General features: G+C 69.7%; 11 protein-coding genes and 2 tRNA genes. 6 read left to right on the top strand and 7 right to left on the bottom strand.

Annotated elements, in window-relative coordinates:
* Positions 1–363: 363 nt before the first annotated feature.
* From IEZ10_RS36455 to IEZ10_RS36430, 6 genes are all read right to left on the bottom strand, one after another.
* Complete coding sequence (locus IEZ10_RS36455; protein WP_189251075.1) at positions 364–2,934, bottom strand: valine--tRNA ligase; 2,571 nt, start codon at positions 2,932–2,934, stop codon at positions 364–366.
* Between the two features lie 202 nt (positions 2,935–3,136).
* Positions 3,137–4,417, bottom strand: a complete 1,281-nt coding sequence (gene clpX, locus IEZ10_RS36450) for an ATP-dependent Clp protease ATP-binding subunit ClpX (RefSeq protein ID WP_179823929.1) — start codon at positions 4,415–4,417, stop codon at positions 3,137–3,139.
* Between the two features lie 193 nt (positions 4,418–4,610).
* Positions 4,611–5,255 carry an ATP-dependent Clp protease proteolytic subunit gene (locus IEZ10_RS36445; RefSeq protein WP_189251072.1) on the bottom strand — a complete coding sequence of 215 codons (645 nt, stop codon included), beginning with the start codon at positions 5,253–5,255 and terminating at the stop codon, positions 4,611–4,613.
* Between the two features lie 11 nt (positions 5,256–5,266).
* Positions 5,267–5,911, bottom strand: coding sequence for a ClpP family protease (locus IEZ10_RS36440; protein ID WP_308426337.1), 645 nt, complete (start codon positions 5,909–5,911; stop codon positions 5,267–5,269).
* Between the two features lie 233 nt (positions 5,912–6,144).
* A complete protein-coding gene (gene tig / locus IEZ10_RS36435; RefSeq protein WP_189251071.1) occupies positions 6,145–7,542 on the bottom strand; it encodes a trigger factor in 1,398 nt (465 codons plus the stop codon).
* A 210-nt stretch (positions 7,543–7,752) separates the two neighbouring features.
* The gene (locus tag IEZ10_RS36430) at positions 7,753–8,619 is read right to left on the bottom strand and encodes a Sco1979 family transcriptional regulator (RefSeq protein ID WP_189251070.1); all 867 of its coding nucleotides are present in this window, start codon (positions 8,617–8,619) and stop codon (positions 7,753–7,755) included.
* Between the two features lie 267 nt (positions 8,620–8,886).
* Here IEZ10_RS36430 and IEZ10_RS36425 point away from each other — a divergent pair, with 267 nt between their 5' ends.
* On the top strand, positions 8,887–9,381 hold the full coding sequence (locus IEZ10_RS36425; protein ID WP_189251069.1) for an ATP-binding protein: 495 nt from the start codon (positions 8,887–8,889) through the stop codon (positions 9,379–9,381).
* Positions 9,382–9,622: 241 nt separating this feature from the next.
* On the opposite strand, the gene IEZ10_RS36420 is transcribed toward IEZ10_RS36425, so the two are convergent.
* A tRNA-Pro gene (locus IEZ10_RS36420) sits at positions 9,623–9,696 on the bottom strand.
* Positions 9,697–9,785: 89 nt separating this feature from the next.
* On the opposite strand from IEZ10_RS36420, the gene IEZ10_RS36415 reads away from it, so the two are divergent.
* From IEZ10_RS36415 to galT, 5 genes are all read left to right on the top strand, one after another.
* Positions 9,786–9,856, top strand: a tRNA-Gly gene (locus IEZ10_RS36415).
* A gap of 734 nt (positions 9,857–10,590) precedes the next feature.
* A complete protein-coding gene (locus IEZ10_RS36410; RefSeq protein ID WP_189251068.1) occupies positions 10,591–12,312 on the top strand; it encodes a SpoIIE family protein phosphatase in 1,722 nt (573 codons plus the stop codon).
* Positions 12,313–12,408: 96 nt separating this feature from the next.
* Entirely contained in the window at positions 12,409–12,999 is a 591-nt protein-coding gene (locus tag IEZ10_RS36405; protein WP_189251067.1) for a TIGR03086 family metal-binding protein, read from the top strand.
* Between the two features lie 256 nt (positions 13,000–13,255).
* Positions 13,256–14,056, top strand: coding sequence for a DeoR/GlpR family DNA-binding transcription regulator (locus tag IEZ10_RS36400; protein ID WP_189251066.1), 801 nt, complete (start codon positions 13,256–13,258; stop codon positions 14,054–14,056).
* Positions 14,053–15,132, top strand: a complete 1,080-nt coding sequence (gene galT, locus IEZ10_RS36395; RefSeq protein ID WP_189251065.1) for a galactose-1-phosphate uridylyltransferase — start codon at positions 14,053–14,055, stop codon at positions 15,130–15,132. Before IEZ10_RS36400 ends, galT begins: the two co-directional genes overlap by 4 nt.
* Positions 15,133–15,154 lie beyond the last annotated feature (22 nt).

Here is a 15,154-nt window from a genome sequence, read left to right as displayed (position 1 = left end):
CATTCGTTTCGCGTCTCAATCTTAGCAGTTCCGCCTGGTTTGTGTCAAACTGTCGCTTTCGCGTCAGCCGACCCGCACCCGCCGGATCCGCAGCGGATCTCGACTGCCCCGTTTCCAGGGCAACCCCTCTAACTTACTCCAACATCCCGTCGTTGTCCAACCGGATGCTTCTCGGACGCGAACGTCCCAACGGAGCTGGTTCAGAGAGAGTTGCGGGGACGTGCCCCGCGGGAAGAAACTCTAGCAGCCCTTCCGGGGCCTCATGACCAACTTCGTGGAACAGTCCGGTATTCCCTCCGTCACGGTCCCTAAACCCCGAGAGCCCGGAGTCCGATCGGACTCCGGGCTCTCGGGCACGTGGGCTCAGCCGGCCGGGAGAGCGGCCAGCTGCGCGGTGAGCCGGGTGATGTCCTGGTCGGCCTGGGCCGCGCGGGCGCGCACCTTGGCGACCACCTCGTCGGGGGCCTTGGACATGAACTGCTCGTTGCCCAGCTTGGCGGCCACCTGCGCGGCCTCCTTCCGGGCAGCGGCCAGGTCCTTCTCCAGCCGCTTGCGCTCGGCGACCACGTCGATCGTCCCCGCGGTGTCGATCTCCACCACGATGCCGCCCACGTCGAGACGGGCGGTGGCCGAGAACGACTCCGACGGCTCATCGAGCCGGAGCAGCGCGCGGATGGCCCTTTCGTGCGGGGCGAGAGCCGTACCGGTGAGTGACAGGCGTGCGGCGACGCGCTGGCCGGGCTTCAGCCCCTGGTCGGAGCGGAACCTGCGGACCTCGGTCACCAGGCCCTGGACGGCGAGGATCTCCTCCTCTGCGGAGGAGTCGCGCAGCGACTCCTGGACCGTCGGCCACGGCGCGACCACGATGGAGTCGCCACCGGTGAGAGCCCGCCACAGTTCCTCGGTCACGAACGGCACCAGCGGGTGGAGCAGCCGGAGCAGCGCGTCGAGGACGTGGCCGAGCACCAGCCGGGTGTGCTCCTCGCCCGCGGCGAGCTGGATCTTGGCCAGCTCGACGTACCAGTCGCAGACCTCGTCCCACGCGAAGTGGTAGAGGATGTCGGAGATCTTGGCGAACTCGAAGTCCTCGAAGGCTGCGTCGACCTCCGCCACGACCTCCTGCAGCCGGGAGAGGATCCACCGGTCGGCGGCCGTCAGCTCGCCGACCGGAAGCTCGCCGACCGCGGCGCCGTTCATCAGGGCGAAGCGGGTGGCGTTCCAGATCTTGTTGCAGAAGTTGCGGGAGCCGCCGGCCCACTCCTCGCTGATCGCCACGTCGGAGCCGGGGTTGGCGCCGCGCAGCAGCGTGAACCGGGTGGCGTCGGCGCCGAAGCGCTCGACCCAGTCGAGCGGGTCGACCACGTTGCCGAACGACTTGGACATCTTCTTGCCGTGCTGGTCGCGGACCATGCCGTGCAGGGCCACCGTCTGGAACGGCGGGCGGCCGTCCATCGCGTAGAGGCCGAACATCATCATCCGGGCCACCCAGAAGAACAGGATGTCGTAGCCGGTGACCAGGACGGAAGTCGGGTAGAACTTCTCCAGCTCGGGCGTGCGGTCCGGCCAGCCCAGGGTCGAGAACGGCCACAGACCCGAGGAGAACCAGGTGTCGAGGACGTCGGGGTCCTGGACGTATCCGGCGGGCGGCTCCTCGTCGGGTCCGACGCAGACGACCTCTCCGGCCGGGCCGTACCAGACCGGGATCCGGTGACCCCACCAGAGCTGGCGCGAGATGCACCAGTCGTGCATGTCGTCGACCCAGTCGAAGTAGCGCTTGGCCAGCTCCGGCGGGTGGATCTTCGTCTGGCCGTCGCGGACGGCGTCACCGGCGGCCTTGGCCAGGGGCGAGACGTTGACGAACCACTGCAGGGACAGCCGCGGCTCCACCACGGTCTTGCAGCGCGAACAGTGGCCGACCGAGTGGAGGTAGGGGCGCTTCTCCTCGACGATCCGGCCCTGCTCACGCAACGCGGCCACCACGGCGGGACGGGCTTCGAAGCGGTCGAGCCCCTGGAAGGGACCGTGCGTGGTGATCACTCCGCGCTCGTCCATCACCGCCAGGGAGGGCAGCGAGTGGCGGCGGCCGATCTCGAAGTCGTTGGGGTCGTGCGCCGGAGTGACCTTGACGGCACCGGTGCCGAAGGCGGGATCGACGTGCTCGTCGGCCACCACCGGGATGCGGCGCCCGGTGAGCGGAAGCTCGACCTCGCGTCCGACCAGGTGGGCGTAGCGCTCGTCGGACGGGTGGACGGCCACCGCGGTGTCGCCGAGCATGGTCTCGGCCCGGGTCGTGGCCACGACGATGGAGTCCTCGCCGTCGCCGTACCGGATCGAGATGAGCTCACCCTCGTCCTCGCTGTGCTCCACCTCGATGTCCGACAGCGCGGTCAGGCAACGCGGGCACCAGTTGATGATGCGCTCGGCGCGGTAGATGAGCCCGTCGTCGAACAGCCTCTTGAAGATCGTCTGGACCGCGCGGGAGAGACCGGGGTCCATGGTGAAGCGCTCACGCGTCCAGTCCACGCCGTCACCGAGCTTGCGCATCTGGCCGAGGATCCGGCCGCCGGACTCCTCCTTCCACTGCCAGACGCGCTCGATGAAGGCCTCGCGGCCGAGGTCGTGGCGGGACAGGCTCTCCTTGGCGAGCTCCCGCTCGACGACGTTCTGGGTGGCGATACCCGCGTGGTCCGTGCCCGGCAGCCAGAGCGTCTCCTGGCCGCGCATACGGGCGCGGCGGGTCAGCGCGTCCTGGATCGAGTGGTCGAGGGCGTGGCCGATGTGCAGGACTCCGGTCACGTTGGGCGGCGGCAGGACGATGCTGTACGGCTCGCGCCCGCTACTCACGTCCGCGGTGAAGTATCCCTCCGATACCCAGCGCTCGTAGCTCCGGGTCTCCACGTCGGCGGGGGTGTACTGGGTGGGCAGATCTGGCATCGTCACGGTGTCCAATTCTAGGGACGTCCGGGTGGTCGATGCTCCAGGCTTTTCCGGGACCGTCTCTCACCCGGCCGGATCGCCCGGAGCGGACCGGCGCCGGAACGGATGACGCCCCCTCGGGATTCCTCCCTCGGGGGCGTCATGGTGCGGGGATCGCCGGTCGCCGGGCCGTACGGGCGGCCGGTGCGGCGGCCGCGGGTTACGCGGACTTCTCGCGCGGCGTGCGCTGCTGCTTGTTGAGCTGGTCGCGGGGCACGAGGGTCGGGTTGACGTGCTCCAGAACCGACTCGCGGGTGATGACCACCCTCGCCACGTCCTGACGGGAGGGAACCTCGTACATCACCGACAGGAGGACCTCCTCCAGGATGGCCCGCAGACCACGGGCGCCGGTGCCGCGCAGGATCGCCTGGTCCGCGATGGCCTCCAGGGCGTCGTCGCTGAACTCCAGCTCGACGTTGTCCAGCTCGAACAGCCGGCGGTACTGCTTCACCAGGGCGTTGCGCGGCTCGGTGAGGATCTGGATCAGGGCGTCGCGGTCGAGGTTGTGGACGCTGGTGATAACCGGGAGGCGGCCGACGAACTCGGGGATCATGCCGAACTTCAGCAGGTCCTCCGGCATGACGTCCTTGAAGATGTCGGAGGCGTCGACGTCGTCCTTGGAGTGGATGATCGCGTTGAACCCGATGCCCTTGCGGCCGATCCGGGACTCGATGATCTTCTCCAGGCCGGCGAAGGCGCCGCCGCAGATGAACAGCACGTTGGTGGTGTCGATCTGGATGAACTCCTGGTGCGGGTGCTTGCGCCCGCCCTGGGGCGGCACGCTCGCCGTGGTGCCTTCCAGGATCTTCAGGAGGGCCTGCTGGACGCCTTCCCCGGAGACGTCCCTGGTGATCGACGGGTTCTCGCTCTTACGAGCGATCTTGTCGACCTCGTCGATGTAGATGATGCCGGTCTCGGCCTTCTTGACGTCGTAGTCGGCGGCCTGGATCAGCTTGAGGAGGATGTTCTCGACGTCCTCGCCGACGTAGCCCGCCTCGGTCAGCGCGGTGGCGTCGGCGATGGCGAAGGGCACGTTCAGCATCTTCGCCAGCGTCTGGGCGAGCAGTGTCTTGCCCGAGCCGGTCGGGCCCAGGAGCAGGATGTTGGACTTGGCCAGCTCCAGGCCGTCGTCGCGGCCGCGGTCGCCGGACTGCACCCGCTTGTAGTGGTTGTAGACCGCCACCGACAGGGCCTTCTTCGCCTGGTCCTGGCCGATGACGTAGGCGTCGAGGAACTCGTAGATCTCCCGCGGCTTGGGCAGGCTGTCCCACTTGAGCTCGGAGGACTCGCTGAGCTCCTCTTCGATGATCTCGTTGCAGAGATCGATGCACTCATCGCAGATGTATACGCCGGGTCCGGCGATGAGCTTCTTGACTTGCTTCTGGCTCTTCCCACAGAAAGAGCACTTCAGCAGGTCTCCCCCGTCGCCGATGCGTGCCACCCCAGATACTCCTTTGCGTGGGACCGCCCTGGCTTCCGCGGTCCGTTTCTTCCGACCGGCCCGATACCCGGTGCGAAAAGTCATCCCGCTCAGGTTTCGACGTTACCGTCTTCTGGGCCCTCAGTGAGCCCCCTGGCGGCGAGTCGCACCGGAACGTGCCCAATTAGGCACCGTTCCGGTGCGGTGGACCCCGTCAGGAAGCTACGGCCTTGGCCAGCTTCTTGCGGGACGGGATGATGTCGTCGATCAGCCCGTACGCCTTCGCCTCCTCGGCATCGAGGATCTTGTCGCGCTCGATGTCCTTGCGGATCTGCTCGGCCGTGCGGCCGGTGTGCCGCGACAGGATCTCCTCCATCTGCGTGCGCATCCGGAGGATCTCACGCGCCTGGATCTCGATGTCGCTGCCCTGGCCGCCGCCCTCGGTGGAGGGCTGGTGGATCAGCATCCGGGCGTTCGGCAGACCGAACCGCTTGCCGGGCGTGCCGCCGGCCAGCAGGATCGCCGCAGCCGAGGCCGCCTGGCCGAGGCAGACCGTCTGGATCTCCGGCCGGACGAACTGCATCGTGTCGTAGATCGCCATCATGGCGGTGAACGACCCGCCGGGCGAGTTGATGTACATGCTGATGTCGCGGTCGGGATCGAGCGACTCCAGCGTCAGCAACTGCGCCATGACGTCGTTGGCCGAGGCGTCGTCCACCTGCACGCCGAGGAAGATGATGCGGTCCTCGAACAGCTTGTTGTACGGGTTCATCTCCTTCGCGCCGTACGAGGTGCGCTCGACGAAGGAGGGAAGGACATAGCGGCCGTTGATGTCTCCCGGCCGGATCAACTCACTCACCTTGTTCCCCTTCAGGAGACGGGGCCCGTGGAGGGCACCTGCCGGGCGCTACGGACGACGTGGTCGATGAAGCCGTAGTCCTTGGCCTCCTCCGCCGTGAACCAGCGGTCGCGGTCGGAGTCGGCCTCGATCTGGTCGAGCGGCTGGCCGGTGTGGAAGGCGATCCGCTCGGCGAGGGTCTTCTTGACGTAGAGCATCTGCTCGGCCTGGATGGCGATGTCGGCGGCGGTGCCCCCGATGCCTCCGGACGGCTGGTGCATCATGATGCGGGCGTGCGGCAGGGCGAACCTCTTGCCGCGCTCGCCGGCGCAGAGGAGGAACTGGCCCATGGAAGCGGCCAGGCCCATCGCGACCGTGCACACGTTGTTGGGCACGTATTCCATCATGTCGTAAATCGCCATACCGGCGGTCACGGACCCACCGGGCGAGTTGATGTAGAGCCAGATGTCGCGCTCGCCGTCGTCGGCCGCGAGCAGGAGCAGCTCGGCACAGATTCGGTTGGCGATCTCGTCGTTGACCTGGGTGCCCAGCACGATGATGCGCTCACGCAGCAGCCGCTGGTAGAGCTGGTCTTCGAGCCTGAACGAGCCGGTCGGCTGGCTCATCGACTCGGGCCCGGAGCCGGTCGGCTGGTAAATGGTCGGCGGGCTGGTCACAGCGTCACCTTCCGATGCGTCGTAATCGATTGTGGCTTTGCTTGTGACCTTAACGCGCGTCACCCACCGGACATGCCCCCTCCCGGTGCTGTTCGCTGACGGCGCATGCTCGCCGCACCGCCCGGACGCCCCGCGCGGGCCGTCCGGCCCTGTTCCCCGGGGCTCACGGCGAAGACGGCGGCGCCCCACCGTGCCGGGCATGGTGGGGCGCCGCGTGGTGCGCGTCGGCGAGATTACTTCTCGGCGGCCTCGTCGGCCTGCTCCGCGGCGGTCTCCTCGGCGGCGGGCTCCTCGCCGGCCTCCTCGGCGTTGATCTCGGCGTAGATGGCCTTGAGGTCGACCTCGTTGCCGGCCTCGTCGGTCACCTTGGCGGCGTCGCCGACGAGGCTCTTGGCCTTGTCACGGACGATCTCGACCATGGCGAGGGTGAGCTGGTCGTTGTCGGCGAGGTGCTGGGCGAGCACGTTCGGGGCGACGTTCATCTGCATGGCGCGGCGCACCACGAAGTTGGTCAGCTCCTGCTCGCTGACGCCGATCTCCTCGGCCCTGACGATCTTGTCGAGGACGAAGCCGGTCTTGAGGGCCTTGGCGGCGCTCTCGTCGAACTCGGCGTAACGCTCTTCCTCGGTGGTCTGGTAGAGGCGGAAGAACGCCTCCTTGCTCAGACCGCTCTCCGCGATCTGGTGCTCCAGGTTGTGCTTGCGGTTGTCGACCTCGGCCTTGAGGGCGCTCTCCGGAAGCGGGATGTCGATCTGGGCGAGGAGGGCGTCGAGGGCGTTCTCGCGGGCCTGGACGACCTGCTCGATGAGCTTGTTGCGGCGGCCCTGCTCGCGAATGCTGGCCTTGAGCTCGTCGAGGGTGTCGAACTCGCTGGCGAGCTGCGCGAACTCGTCGTCGAGCTCGGGGAGGACCTTCTCCTTGACGTTCTTGATGGTGATCGTGACCACGGCCTCCTCGCCGGCGTTCTCGCCGCCGACCAGGTTCGTGGTGAACTCCTTGACGTCACCGGCGGACATGCCGACCAGGGCGTCGTCGAGGCCCTGGAGCACCGAGCCGGCGCCGACCTCGTAGGAGACGTCGTTGGCCTGCTGCTCCTCGATGTTCTCGCCGTCGATCGCGGCGGCGAGGTCCATGACGACGTAGTCGCCGTTGGCGGCGGGGCGCTCGACGCCGGTCAGCGTGGCGAAGCGCTGGCGCAGGCCGTCCAGCTGGGCCTCGATGTCCTCGTCGGTCACCTCGGCGACCGGGACGGTCACCTCGATGCCCTGGTAGTCGGGGACGTCGAAGTTCGGGCGAACGTCGACCTCGGCGGTGAACTCGACCTGCTCACCATCGTCGATCTTGGTGACCTCGATGTCCGGCTGGCTGACGGGGAAGATCTCACTCTCGTCGACGGCCTGGCCGTACAGCTTCGGCACCGCGTCGTTGAGGGTCTCCTCCAGCACCACCGCGCGGCCGAAGCGCTGCTCGATGATGCGGGCCGGAACCTTGCCGGGGCGGAATCCGGGGACGCGCACCTGCTGCGCGACCTTCTTGTACGCCGCCTTCATGCTCTCGCCGAGCTCCTCGAACGGCACCTCGACAGTGAGCTTGACCCGGGTCGGGCTGAGCTCCTCGACAGCGGTCTTCACGGGGTGATCTCCTTGATCAAGCTTCGAGTGATCGCGGGCGCGTCAAGTCGTACGGCTACCGCGGCAAGCTCGCGCGCCGCGCCCACATGAGCGGCGCGGGGCACAGCCTTCGAGACATACAAGCCGTGAGGGCATGATCCACCGTGGCGGGTGTCCAGCGCCGCTGGCCAGTCTAGGGCAGTCGCGCACCACAGAGCGACCGGTGGTTGTTCAGTTCTCCTTGATGATGCGCCGCAGGATGTCGGTCGTCTCGTCCGGGGTGGTGCTGACGGCGCACAGCCGTTCCATGACCTCGCTGTAACGGTCCACTTCTTCCCGCTTGTCGAGATAGAGGGCGCTGGCGAGCTGCTCGACGTAGACCACATCGGGCAGGTCGGGGTCGGCGAAGCGCAGCACGCTGAAGGCGCCGCCCTCGGCGCTGTGGCCGCCGAAGCTGAACGGCATGACCTGGATCGTGACGTTCGGCCGCCGCATGAGGTCCAGCAGGTGCTCCAGCTGTGCCCGCATCACGTCGGCGCCGCCGATGGGGCGGCGCAGCGCCGCCTCGTCGATGACCGCCCAGAAGAACGGCCCGTCGGGCCGGTCGAGCACCTTCTGGCGTTCCATCCGCAGGTCGACGCGGCGCTCGATCTCCTCGGGCCCGACGCCGGCGCTTCCCGCGGTGATGACCGCCCTGGCGTACTCCTTGGTCTGGAGCAGCCCGGGCACGAACTGGACCTCGTAGGTGCGGATCCGGGAGGCGGCCTCCTCCAGCCCGACGTAGGTCTGGAACCACGAGGGCAGCAGGTCGTTGAAGCGGTGCCACCAGCCCGGCTCGTTGGCCCGGGACAGAAGGTCCATCACCGCCGAGCGCGCCTTCTCGTCCTCGACTCCGTAGAAGGTCAGCAGGTCGGAGACATCGCGCTCCCGCAGTCCGACCCGGCCGAGCTCCATCCTGCTGATCTTGGACTCGGAGCCGCGGATCAGATGGCCCGCCTCCTCGCGGGAGAGGCCCCGGGCCTCACGGAGCCGGCGTAGTTGGGAGCCCAAGAGGATACGCAGAGCTGTCGGACCCGATCCCGGGTGGATCTGCGTCACTTCGCCTCCCTGTGCAGTTGGGCCAGCGCACACAGTGTCATCACTTCCGGCCTTCATGACAAGGTCCCAACGCCGTGTCCGATTCACCGAGCATCACGCAAGAATCGATGATGCGGCTGCACGCTGCAACTGCACGTGCATTTGGGTCTTGCAGGGGGCGGCCCGGTGACTCATGATGGCCTAGTGCATATTGGGCTTAAGGTGCACAAGCTCTGACAATTCACAGGCAGTACGGAGATGGCAATGGCGGCGGGAGGCACCGGCAGGATGGTTGAGGAGCCAGAATCGGCTACCGACTACCTGCGGGCGACCCGCGAGGTCAGCTTCGACGACCTCCTCGTGGCCGACCGCCTCGACGGCTCCGACGCGACGGCGTGCCCGCTCTCCCCTCAGGCCGACTCCGTCAAGACCGCGCGGGACGTGACCCGCTCGACGCTGCGCCACTGGGGCTTGTCGGAACTGAGCGATGACGCAGCGCTAGTGGTTTCGGAACTGGTGACCAACGCGGTCCGCTACGCGCTGTGCCCGCCCGTCCGCGTCGACACCACCCCGATCACGCTGATGCTGATGCGCATCTCGGCGCACGTCGTCCTCGCCGTGGCCGATCCGAGCGACGAGGCGCCCACGCCCAAGGAGCCCGACTTCATCTCCGAGAACGGCCGCGGTCTCTACATCGTGGAGACCTACAGCAGGTGCTGGGGATGGGACCACCTTGCCCGCGGCGGCAAGGCCGTCTGGGCCGTCTTCAGCGGGACCGGCTGACCGGACCGGCGGGATCACGGGGCCCGGCGGCCCCGGCGGGATCCACGACCCCGCGACCTTCCGGGCTCGGCACTCGGGCCGGGCCGCGCGGACCCCGCGTCCACGGGAACCCGTGAACCGGCGGATCACCCCCGAGCGCGTGTTCGTCGCGGACCTCGCGCCCACCGGGGCCCGTGCGGCCGGCAGGGCCCCGCGCCCATGGGAAAGGGCCGATCCCTGCGGATCGGCCCCGGGCCCGCTGTCGGGGTGACAGGATTTGAACCTGCGGCCCCCTGCTCCCAAAGCAGGTGCGCTACCAAGCTGCGCCACACCCCGGTTCGCCGAGTGCGCGCACGCTCCGGAACTCCGGTACGATTACGCCCTGACGACCGGATGAAGTCTAGACCAGACCGGCACCGGCTCGTGCGGACGTAGCTCAATGGTAGAGCCCCAGTCTTCCAAACTGGCTACGCGGGTTCGATTCCCGTCGTCCGCTCCGAACGGGAAAGGCCAGGTCATGCCGTACGGCATGACCTGGCCTTTCCCGTTTTCCACGGGTTTTCCGCCCGCCGCTTTCGCGCCGCCCGCATCGTGTATCAGATTTTTCCCATTTCGTTTCGGTCGTCGCCCTGAGCACCGGCCCGAAGGCATGAGTGATGACGCCCCCGTCCCGGCCCCGCGTCGCGCACCGGCAGATCAGCGCCGCCCGCGGCGAGGCCCGCCTCATCCCGTCGGCTCCCTGCGGTTCGGGAACCCGTACGGCTCGTCCGCCCGCGGGGAGCCCCAGGGGCGGCGGAGATCCGCGCGGCGTCCCTGGGCCCGCTCTGGAGTCCGCTCCGGCTTCGGCCGTGGCGGACCCGGCCCGGGTCCCCGCTCCCGCCGGAGGTGCCCGGCCTACGGGGGCACATGAGGTGAAACGTCGCGCTGTGCCGTACAGGCGTCACAAGACTCATACGGCGAATAATCCGAAATCTCCGGCAAAAATGAGCCTAGACCCTAGATCGTTCCTTACCATTCTTCTTTGGACGTAGCCGAGTTCGTGGAGGGGAACGTGACGAGGTCCGACGGCGTCATCATCAGCGGTGAGCACAGCGGGCTCCCCCACGCCGCGCGCCTCTCACCCTCCAGTCCGCCCACGACCGCACCCGCCAGACCCGGCGGACGGTCCTGGGGTGCGCCCGCGGACGGCCCGGCCACCCGGCGGACCCCGGCTCCCCTCCGGCGGGGCGCGTGAACCGCCGCTTCGTCACCAAGGACCCGGCCACCGCGATCCCCCGGATGAGCAGCCCCGCCTCCATGAACGAGCAGCTGTCGCTGCTCAACGCGGCGAGCAAGCGGATCGGCAGCACCCTCGACATGTTCGAGACCGGCAGGGAGCTGATGAACGTCGCCGTGCCGCGGTTCGCCGACGCGGCCGGCATCCTGGTGCAGGACCGGCTGGTGGCCGAGGGCGAGTCCCCCCAGCGCGCCACCGACGGGTCGGTGCCGGTCCGGCGGATCGCGGTCGGGGTGGCCAGCTCCTCGCCCGGCGAGTACGCCGATGCGTTCCCGGTGGACGAGGTCGTCGTCTACGACGCCTGGACGCCGTACGCCAGGTGCATGGCCACCGGAAATCCGATCCTCTATCCCCGGCTGGGCCGCCGCACCTCCGAGGAGATCGGGCGGTTCGCCAAGCGCGACACGGTGGCCAGGGTGCTGGAGGACAGCTCGTTCCTGGTCGTGCCGCTGAAGGCGCGCGGCCAGGTGCTCGGCTTCGTCGTCTTCACCCGCAGGCCGGACAGCGAGCCGTTCGAGGAACAGGACATCAACCTCGCCGAGGAACTGGCGGCCAGGACCGCCGTCTGCCTCGACAACGCCCGGCTCTACAACCGTGAGCGGCGCACCGCGCTCACCCTGCAGAGCAGCCTGCTCCCGGTCGACCTCCAGCAGCCCCTGGGCCTGACGATCGCCTCCCGCTACCTGCCCGCGAGCGACCTGGTCGGGGTGGGCGGCGACTGGTACGACGTGATCCAGCTCCCCGGATGCCGGGTGGCCCTCGTCGTGGGCGACGTGATGGGGCACGGGATCAGGGCCGCGGCCACGATGGGCCAGCTCCGCACGGCCGCCCGCACGCTCGCCAGCCTCGACCTCACCCCCGCCGAGGTGCTGTTCCGCCTCAACCGGATGAGCCAGGACCTGGACGGCACCCAGATCGCGACGTGCGTCTACGCCACCTACGACCCCGTCACGCGGACCTGCGCGATCGCCTCGGCGGGACACGTCCCTCCGATCCTGGTACGGCCCGGCGGCGGGGCCGAGCCGCTGGAGCTGCCCCCGGGGCCGCCCCTCGGCATCGGCAACGAGCCGACGGAGATGCGCGAGCTCGTCCTGCCGCACGACGCCGTCCTCGCCTTCTACACCGACGGCCTGGTGGAGAGCCGCGACCGCGACATCGACGAGGGGATCGGCATGGTCTGCGACCTGCTGGCCGGTCAGAACCAGGACCTGGAGGCGGTCTGCGACCTCACGATCGAGGCCCAGCGGCCCGGGCACGAGCGCGACGACATCGCGCTCCTGCTGGCCAGGGTGCGCCGGCTGGGCGAGGAGGATCTGGCGCAGCTCACGCTCGACCCCGACCCGCGCTCCGCCGCCCGGGCCCGCCGTCTCGTGCGCGCGACGCTGTCCGAGTGGCGGCTGGACCCGATCGCCGACGCCACCGAGCTCATGATCAGTGAGCTGGTCACCAACGCCATCAAGCACGGCTCGGGCACGGTCGAGGTGCGCCTGCTGCGCGGCCCCTCGCTGGTGTGCGAGGTGGCCGACCGCTCCCCGGCGCGGCCGGTCATGCGCGAGGCGGGCAGCGACGACGACACCGGGCGCGGCCTGCACCTGATCAACTGGCTCGCGCACCGCTGGGGCACCCGCCCGACCCCGGACGGCAAGATCGTCTGGGTGGAGCAGCGCCTGCCCTGAGCTCCCTTCCCCCGGTCCCCCGGGCCGTGCCCGCGGACGGCGATGACTACTCGCCCCGCGGGAGTTACGGTCGAGGTGAGGATCGGGGAGGGCATGATGAGCATCGACATACGCGAGGCCTACCGCCGAGCGCTGGACGCCTTCGGCGCTCTCGTCCACCGGATCGGGCCCGGGCAGTGGAGGCTTCCCACCCCGTGCGTGGACTGGGACGTCCGCACCCTGGTCGACCACGTGGTCAGGGAGAACCGCTGGGTTCCCCTGCTGCTGGCCGGCCGGACCGTGGGCGAGGTCGGCGACGCCCTGGACGGCGACATGCTCGGCGACGACGCGCTGAAGTCGTTCGACACCTCCGCCACGGCGGCCGTGCAGGCGGTGTTCGAAGACGGCGCGCTCACCCGCGTCGCCCACCTGTCGTTCGGCGACGTGCCCGGCGGCGAGTACGTCGCGGAGCTGTTCGCCGACGTCCTCATCCACACCTGGGACCTCGCCCGGGCCGTCGGCGCCGACGAACGGCTCGACCCGGAGCTGGTCGACGTCTGCGCGGCCTGGTTCGCCGACGCGGAGAAGGGCTACCGGCAGGCCGGGGTCATCGGGGAGCAGCGGCCGACGCCCGCGGGCACCGACGCGCAGACCCGCCTCCTGGCCGCCTGGGGCCGCCCGCCGCATCCCGACGGGGACGACGACTAGATCCGTTCGGATCGCTCCCGTCCGCCGTGGGACGGTGACCGGACCCGTTCCTCCGCCGTGGCCTCCCGGAGACGGCGGCCGGACCCGTTCGCGGACCGCCCAGCCCGCCATGTGCCCGGCCGGTCCCCGGCGCGGTACGGGGCCGCCGGACAGGGCATGTGAGCCGGGCGGTCATCACCACCCACCAGGTTCCAACATCTTCCAACCATCACGGTTGTGGTAATTTGCTGAAATCTGGTGATTTAAGGGGTGGTCAATGCTCGCCCAGCAGCGGCGGCAGGCGATCTTGGAGCGGGTGCGCGCGAGCGGCGGGGCCAGGGTCGCCGACCTGGTGCGTGAGCTCGGGGTGTCGGACATGACGATCCGCCGGGACCTGGAGGTGCTGGCCGAGCGCGGGCTGGTGGCGAAGGTCCACGGCGGCGCCACCGTCGCCGGACCCGGATCCACCGAGGAACCGGGGTTCGCCGCCAAGTCGGCGCGCCAGCAGCCGGAGAAGGAGGCGATCGCCCGGCGGGCGGCCCGGCTGGTACGGCCGGGCACGGCCGTGGCGCTCTCCGCCGGGACCACCACCTGGACGCTCGCCCACTTCCTGACCGACGTGCCCGACCTGACGGTGATCACCAACTCGATCGGGATCGCCGAGGTCTTCCACCGGTCCCCCCGCGCCGACCGCACCGTCGTGCTGACCGGCGGCGTCCGCACGCCCTCCGACGCGCTGGTCGGCCCGGTCGCGGTCGCGGCGGTCCGCGGGTTGCACGTGGACACCCTCTTCCTCGGCGTGCACGGGATGAGCGTGCGCGCCGGGTTCACCACGCCCAACCTGCTGGAGGCCGAGACCGACCGCGAGCTGGTCGCCTCGGCGCACCGGCTGGTGGTGCCCGCCGACCACACCAAGTGGGGCACGGTCGGCATCAGCACGATCGCCGGGCTGGCCGAGGCGCACGTCGTGGTCAGCGACTCCGGCCTGCCGGAGGAGGCCCGCGAGGAGCTGGCCGCCCGGGTGGGCGAACTGATCATCACCGACCCCCACCAGCGGAACGAGACGGCGAACCGATGAAACGCACGATCACCCACCTGGCCGACGGCCGCGAGCTGCTCTACTTCGACCGGCGGGACGACGCCGACCGGAGCGCGGCCGACCTGCGCGACCTGCCGCCCCGTCCCCCCGCCTCCGAGCTGCGCTACGACCCGCTCACCGAGGAGTGGATCGCGGTGGCCGGGCACCGCCAGAGCCGCACGTTCCTGCCGCCGGCCGACGAGTGCCCGCTGTGCCCCTCGGCTCCCGGCCGGCTCACCGAGATCCCCTCACCCGACTACGACGTGGCGGTCTTCGAGAACCGCTTCCCGTCCTTCTCCGGCCAGCCGGTCGGCACCGCCCCCGTCGGCGGGCTGAGCGAGGTCCGCCCGGGGACCGGGCGGTGCGAGGTGGTGTGCTTCACCTCCGACCACGACTCCTCCTTCTCCCGGCTCTCCCCCGAGCAGGTCGAGCTGGTCATGGAGGCGTGGATCGACCGTACGGCGGAGCTGTCGGCGCTGCCCGGAGTGGAGCAGGTCTTCTGCTTCGAGAACCGGGGCCCCGAGATCGGCATCACCCTGGCCCATCCGCACGGCCAGATCTACGCCTACCCCTACGTGACCCCCCGGACCCGGCTGTCCCTGCAGGCGGCCGAGCGGCACCGGAGGCGGACCGGAGGCGACCTGTTCGCCGACGTGCTCGCCGCCGAGCGTGAGGCGGGCGTCCGCGTGGTCGCCGCCAACGAGCACTGGACGGCGTTCGTGCCGGCCGCGGCGCGCTGGCCGGTCGAGGTCCATCTCTACCCCCACCGCCGGGTGCCCGACCTGGGCTCGCTGGATGCCGACGAGCGGGCGGCGTTCGGCCCCCTGTACACCCGGGTGCTGCGCGCCCTGGACGGGCTCTTCGGCGTGCCGCTGCCGTACGTGGCGGCCTGGCACCAGGCGCCGGTGCACACCGGCCGGGACCTGTCGTACGCCCACCTTGAGGTGTTCAGCATCCGCCGGGCGCCCGACAAGCTGAAGTATCTGGCCGGGTCGGAGTCGGCCATGGGCGCCTTCGTGAACGACGTCCTGCCGGAGGACACGGCACGCCGCCTGCGGTCCCTGGCCGAGGGGTGATCGGCGTCCGGTCACGGAACGG

Origin of the sequence: Streptosporangium pseudovulgare (assembly GCF_014648055.1) — a bacterium.
In the GTDB taxonomy this organism is placed as follows: Bacteria; Actinomycetota; Actinomycetes; order Streptosporangiales; family Streptosporangiaceae; genus Streptosporangium; species Streptosporangium pseudovulgare.
This window is presented reverse-complemented; position numbering and strand designations above follow the sequence as displayed.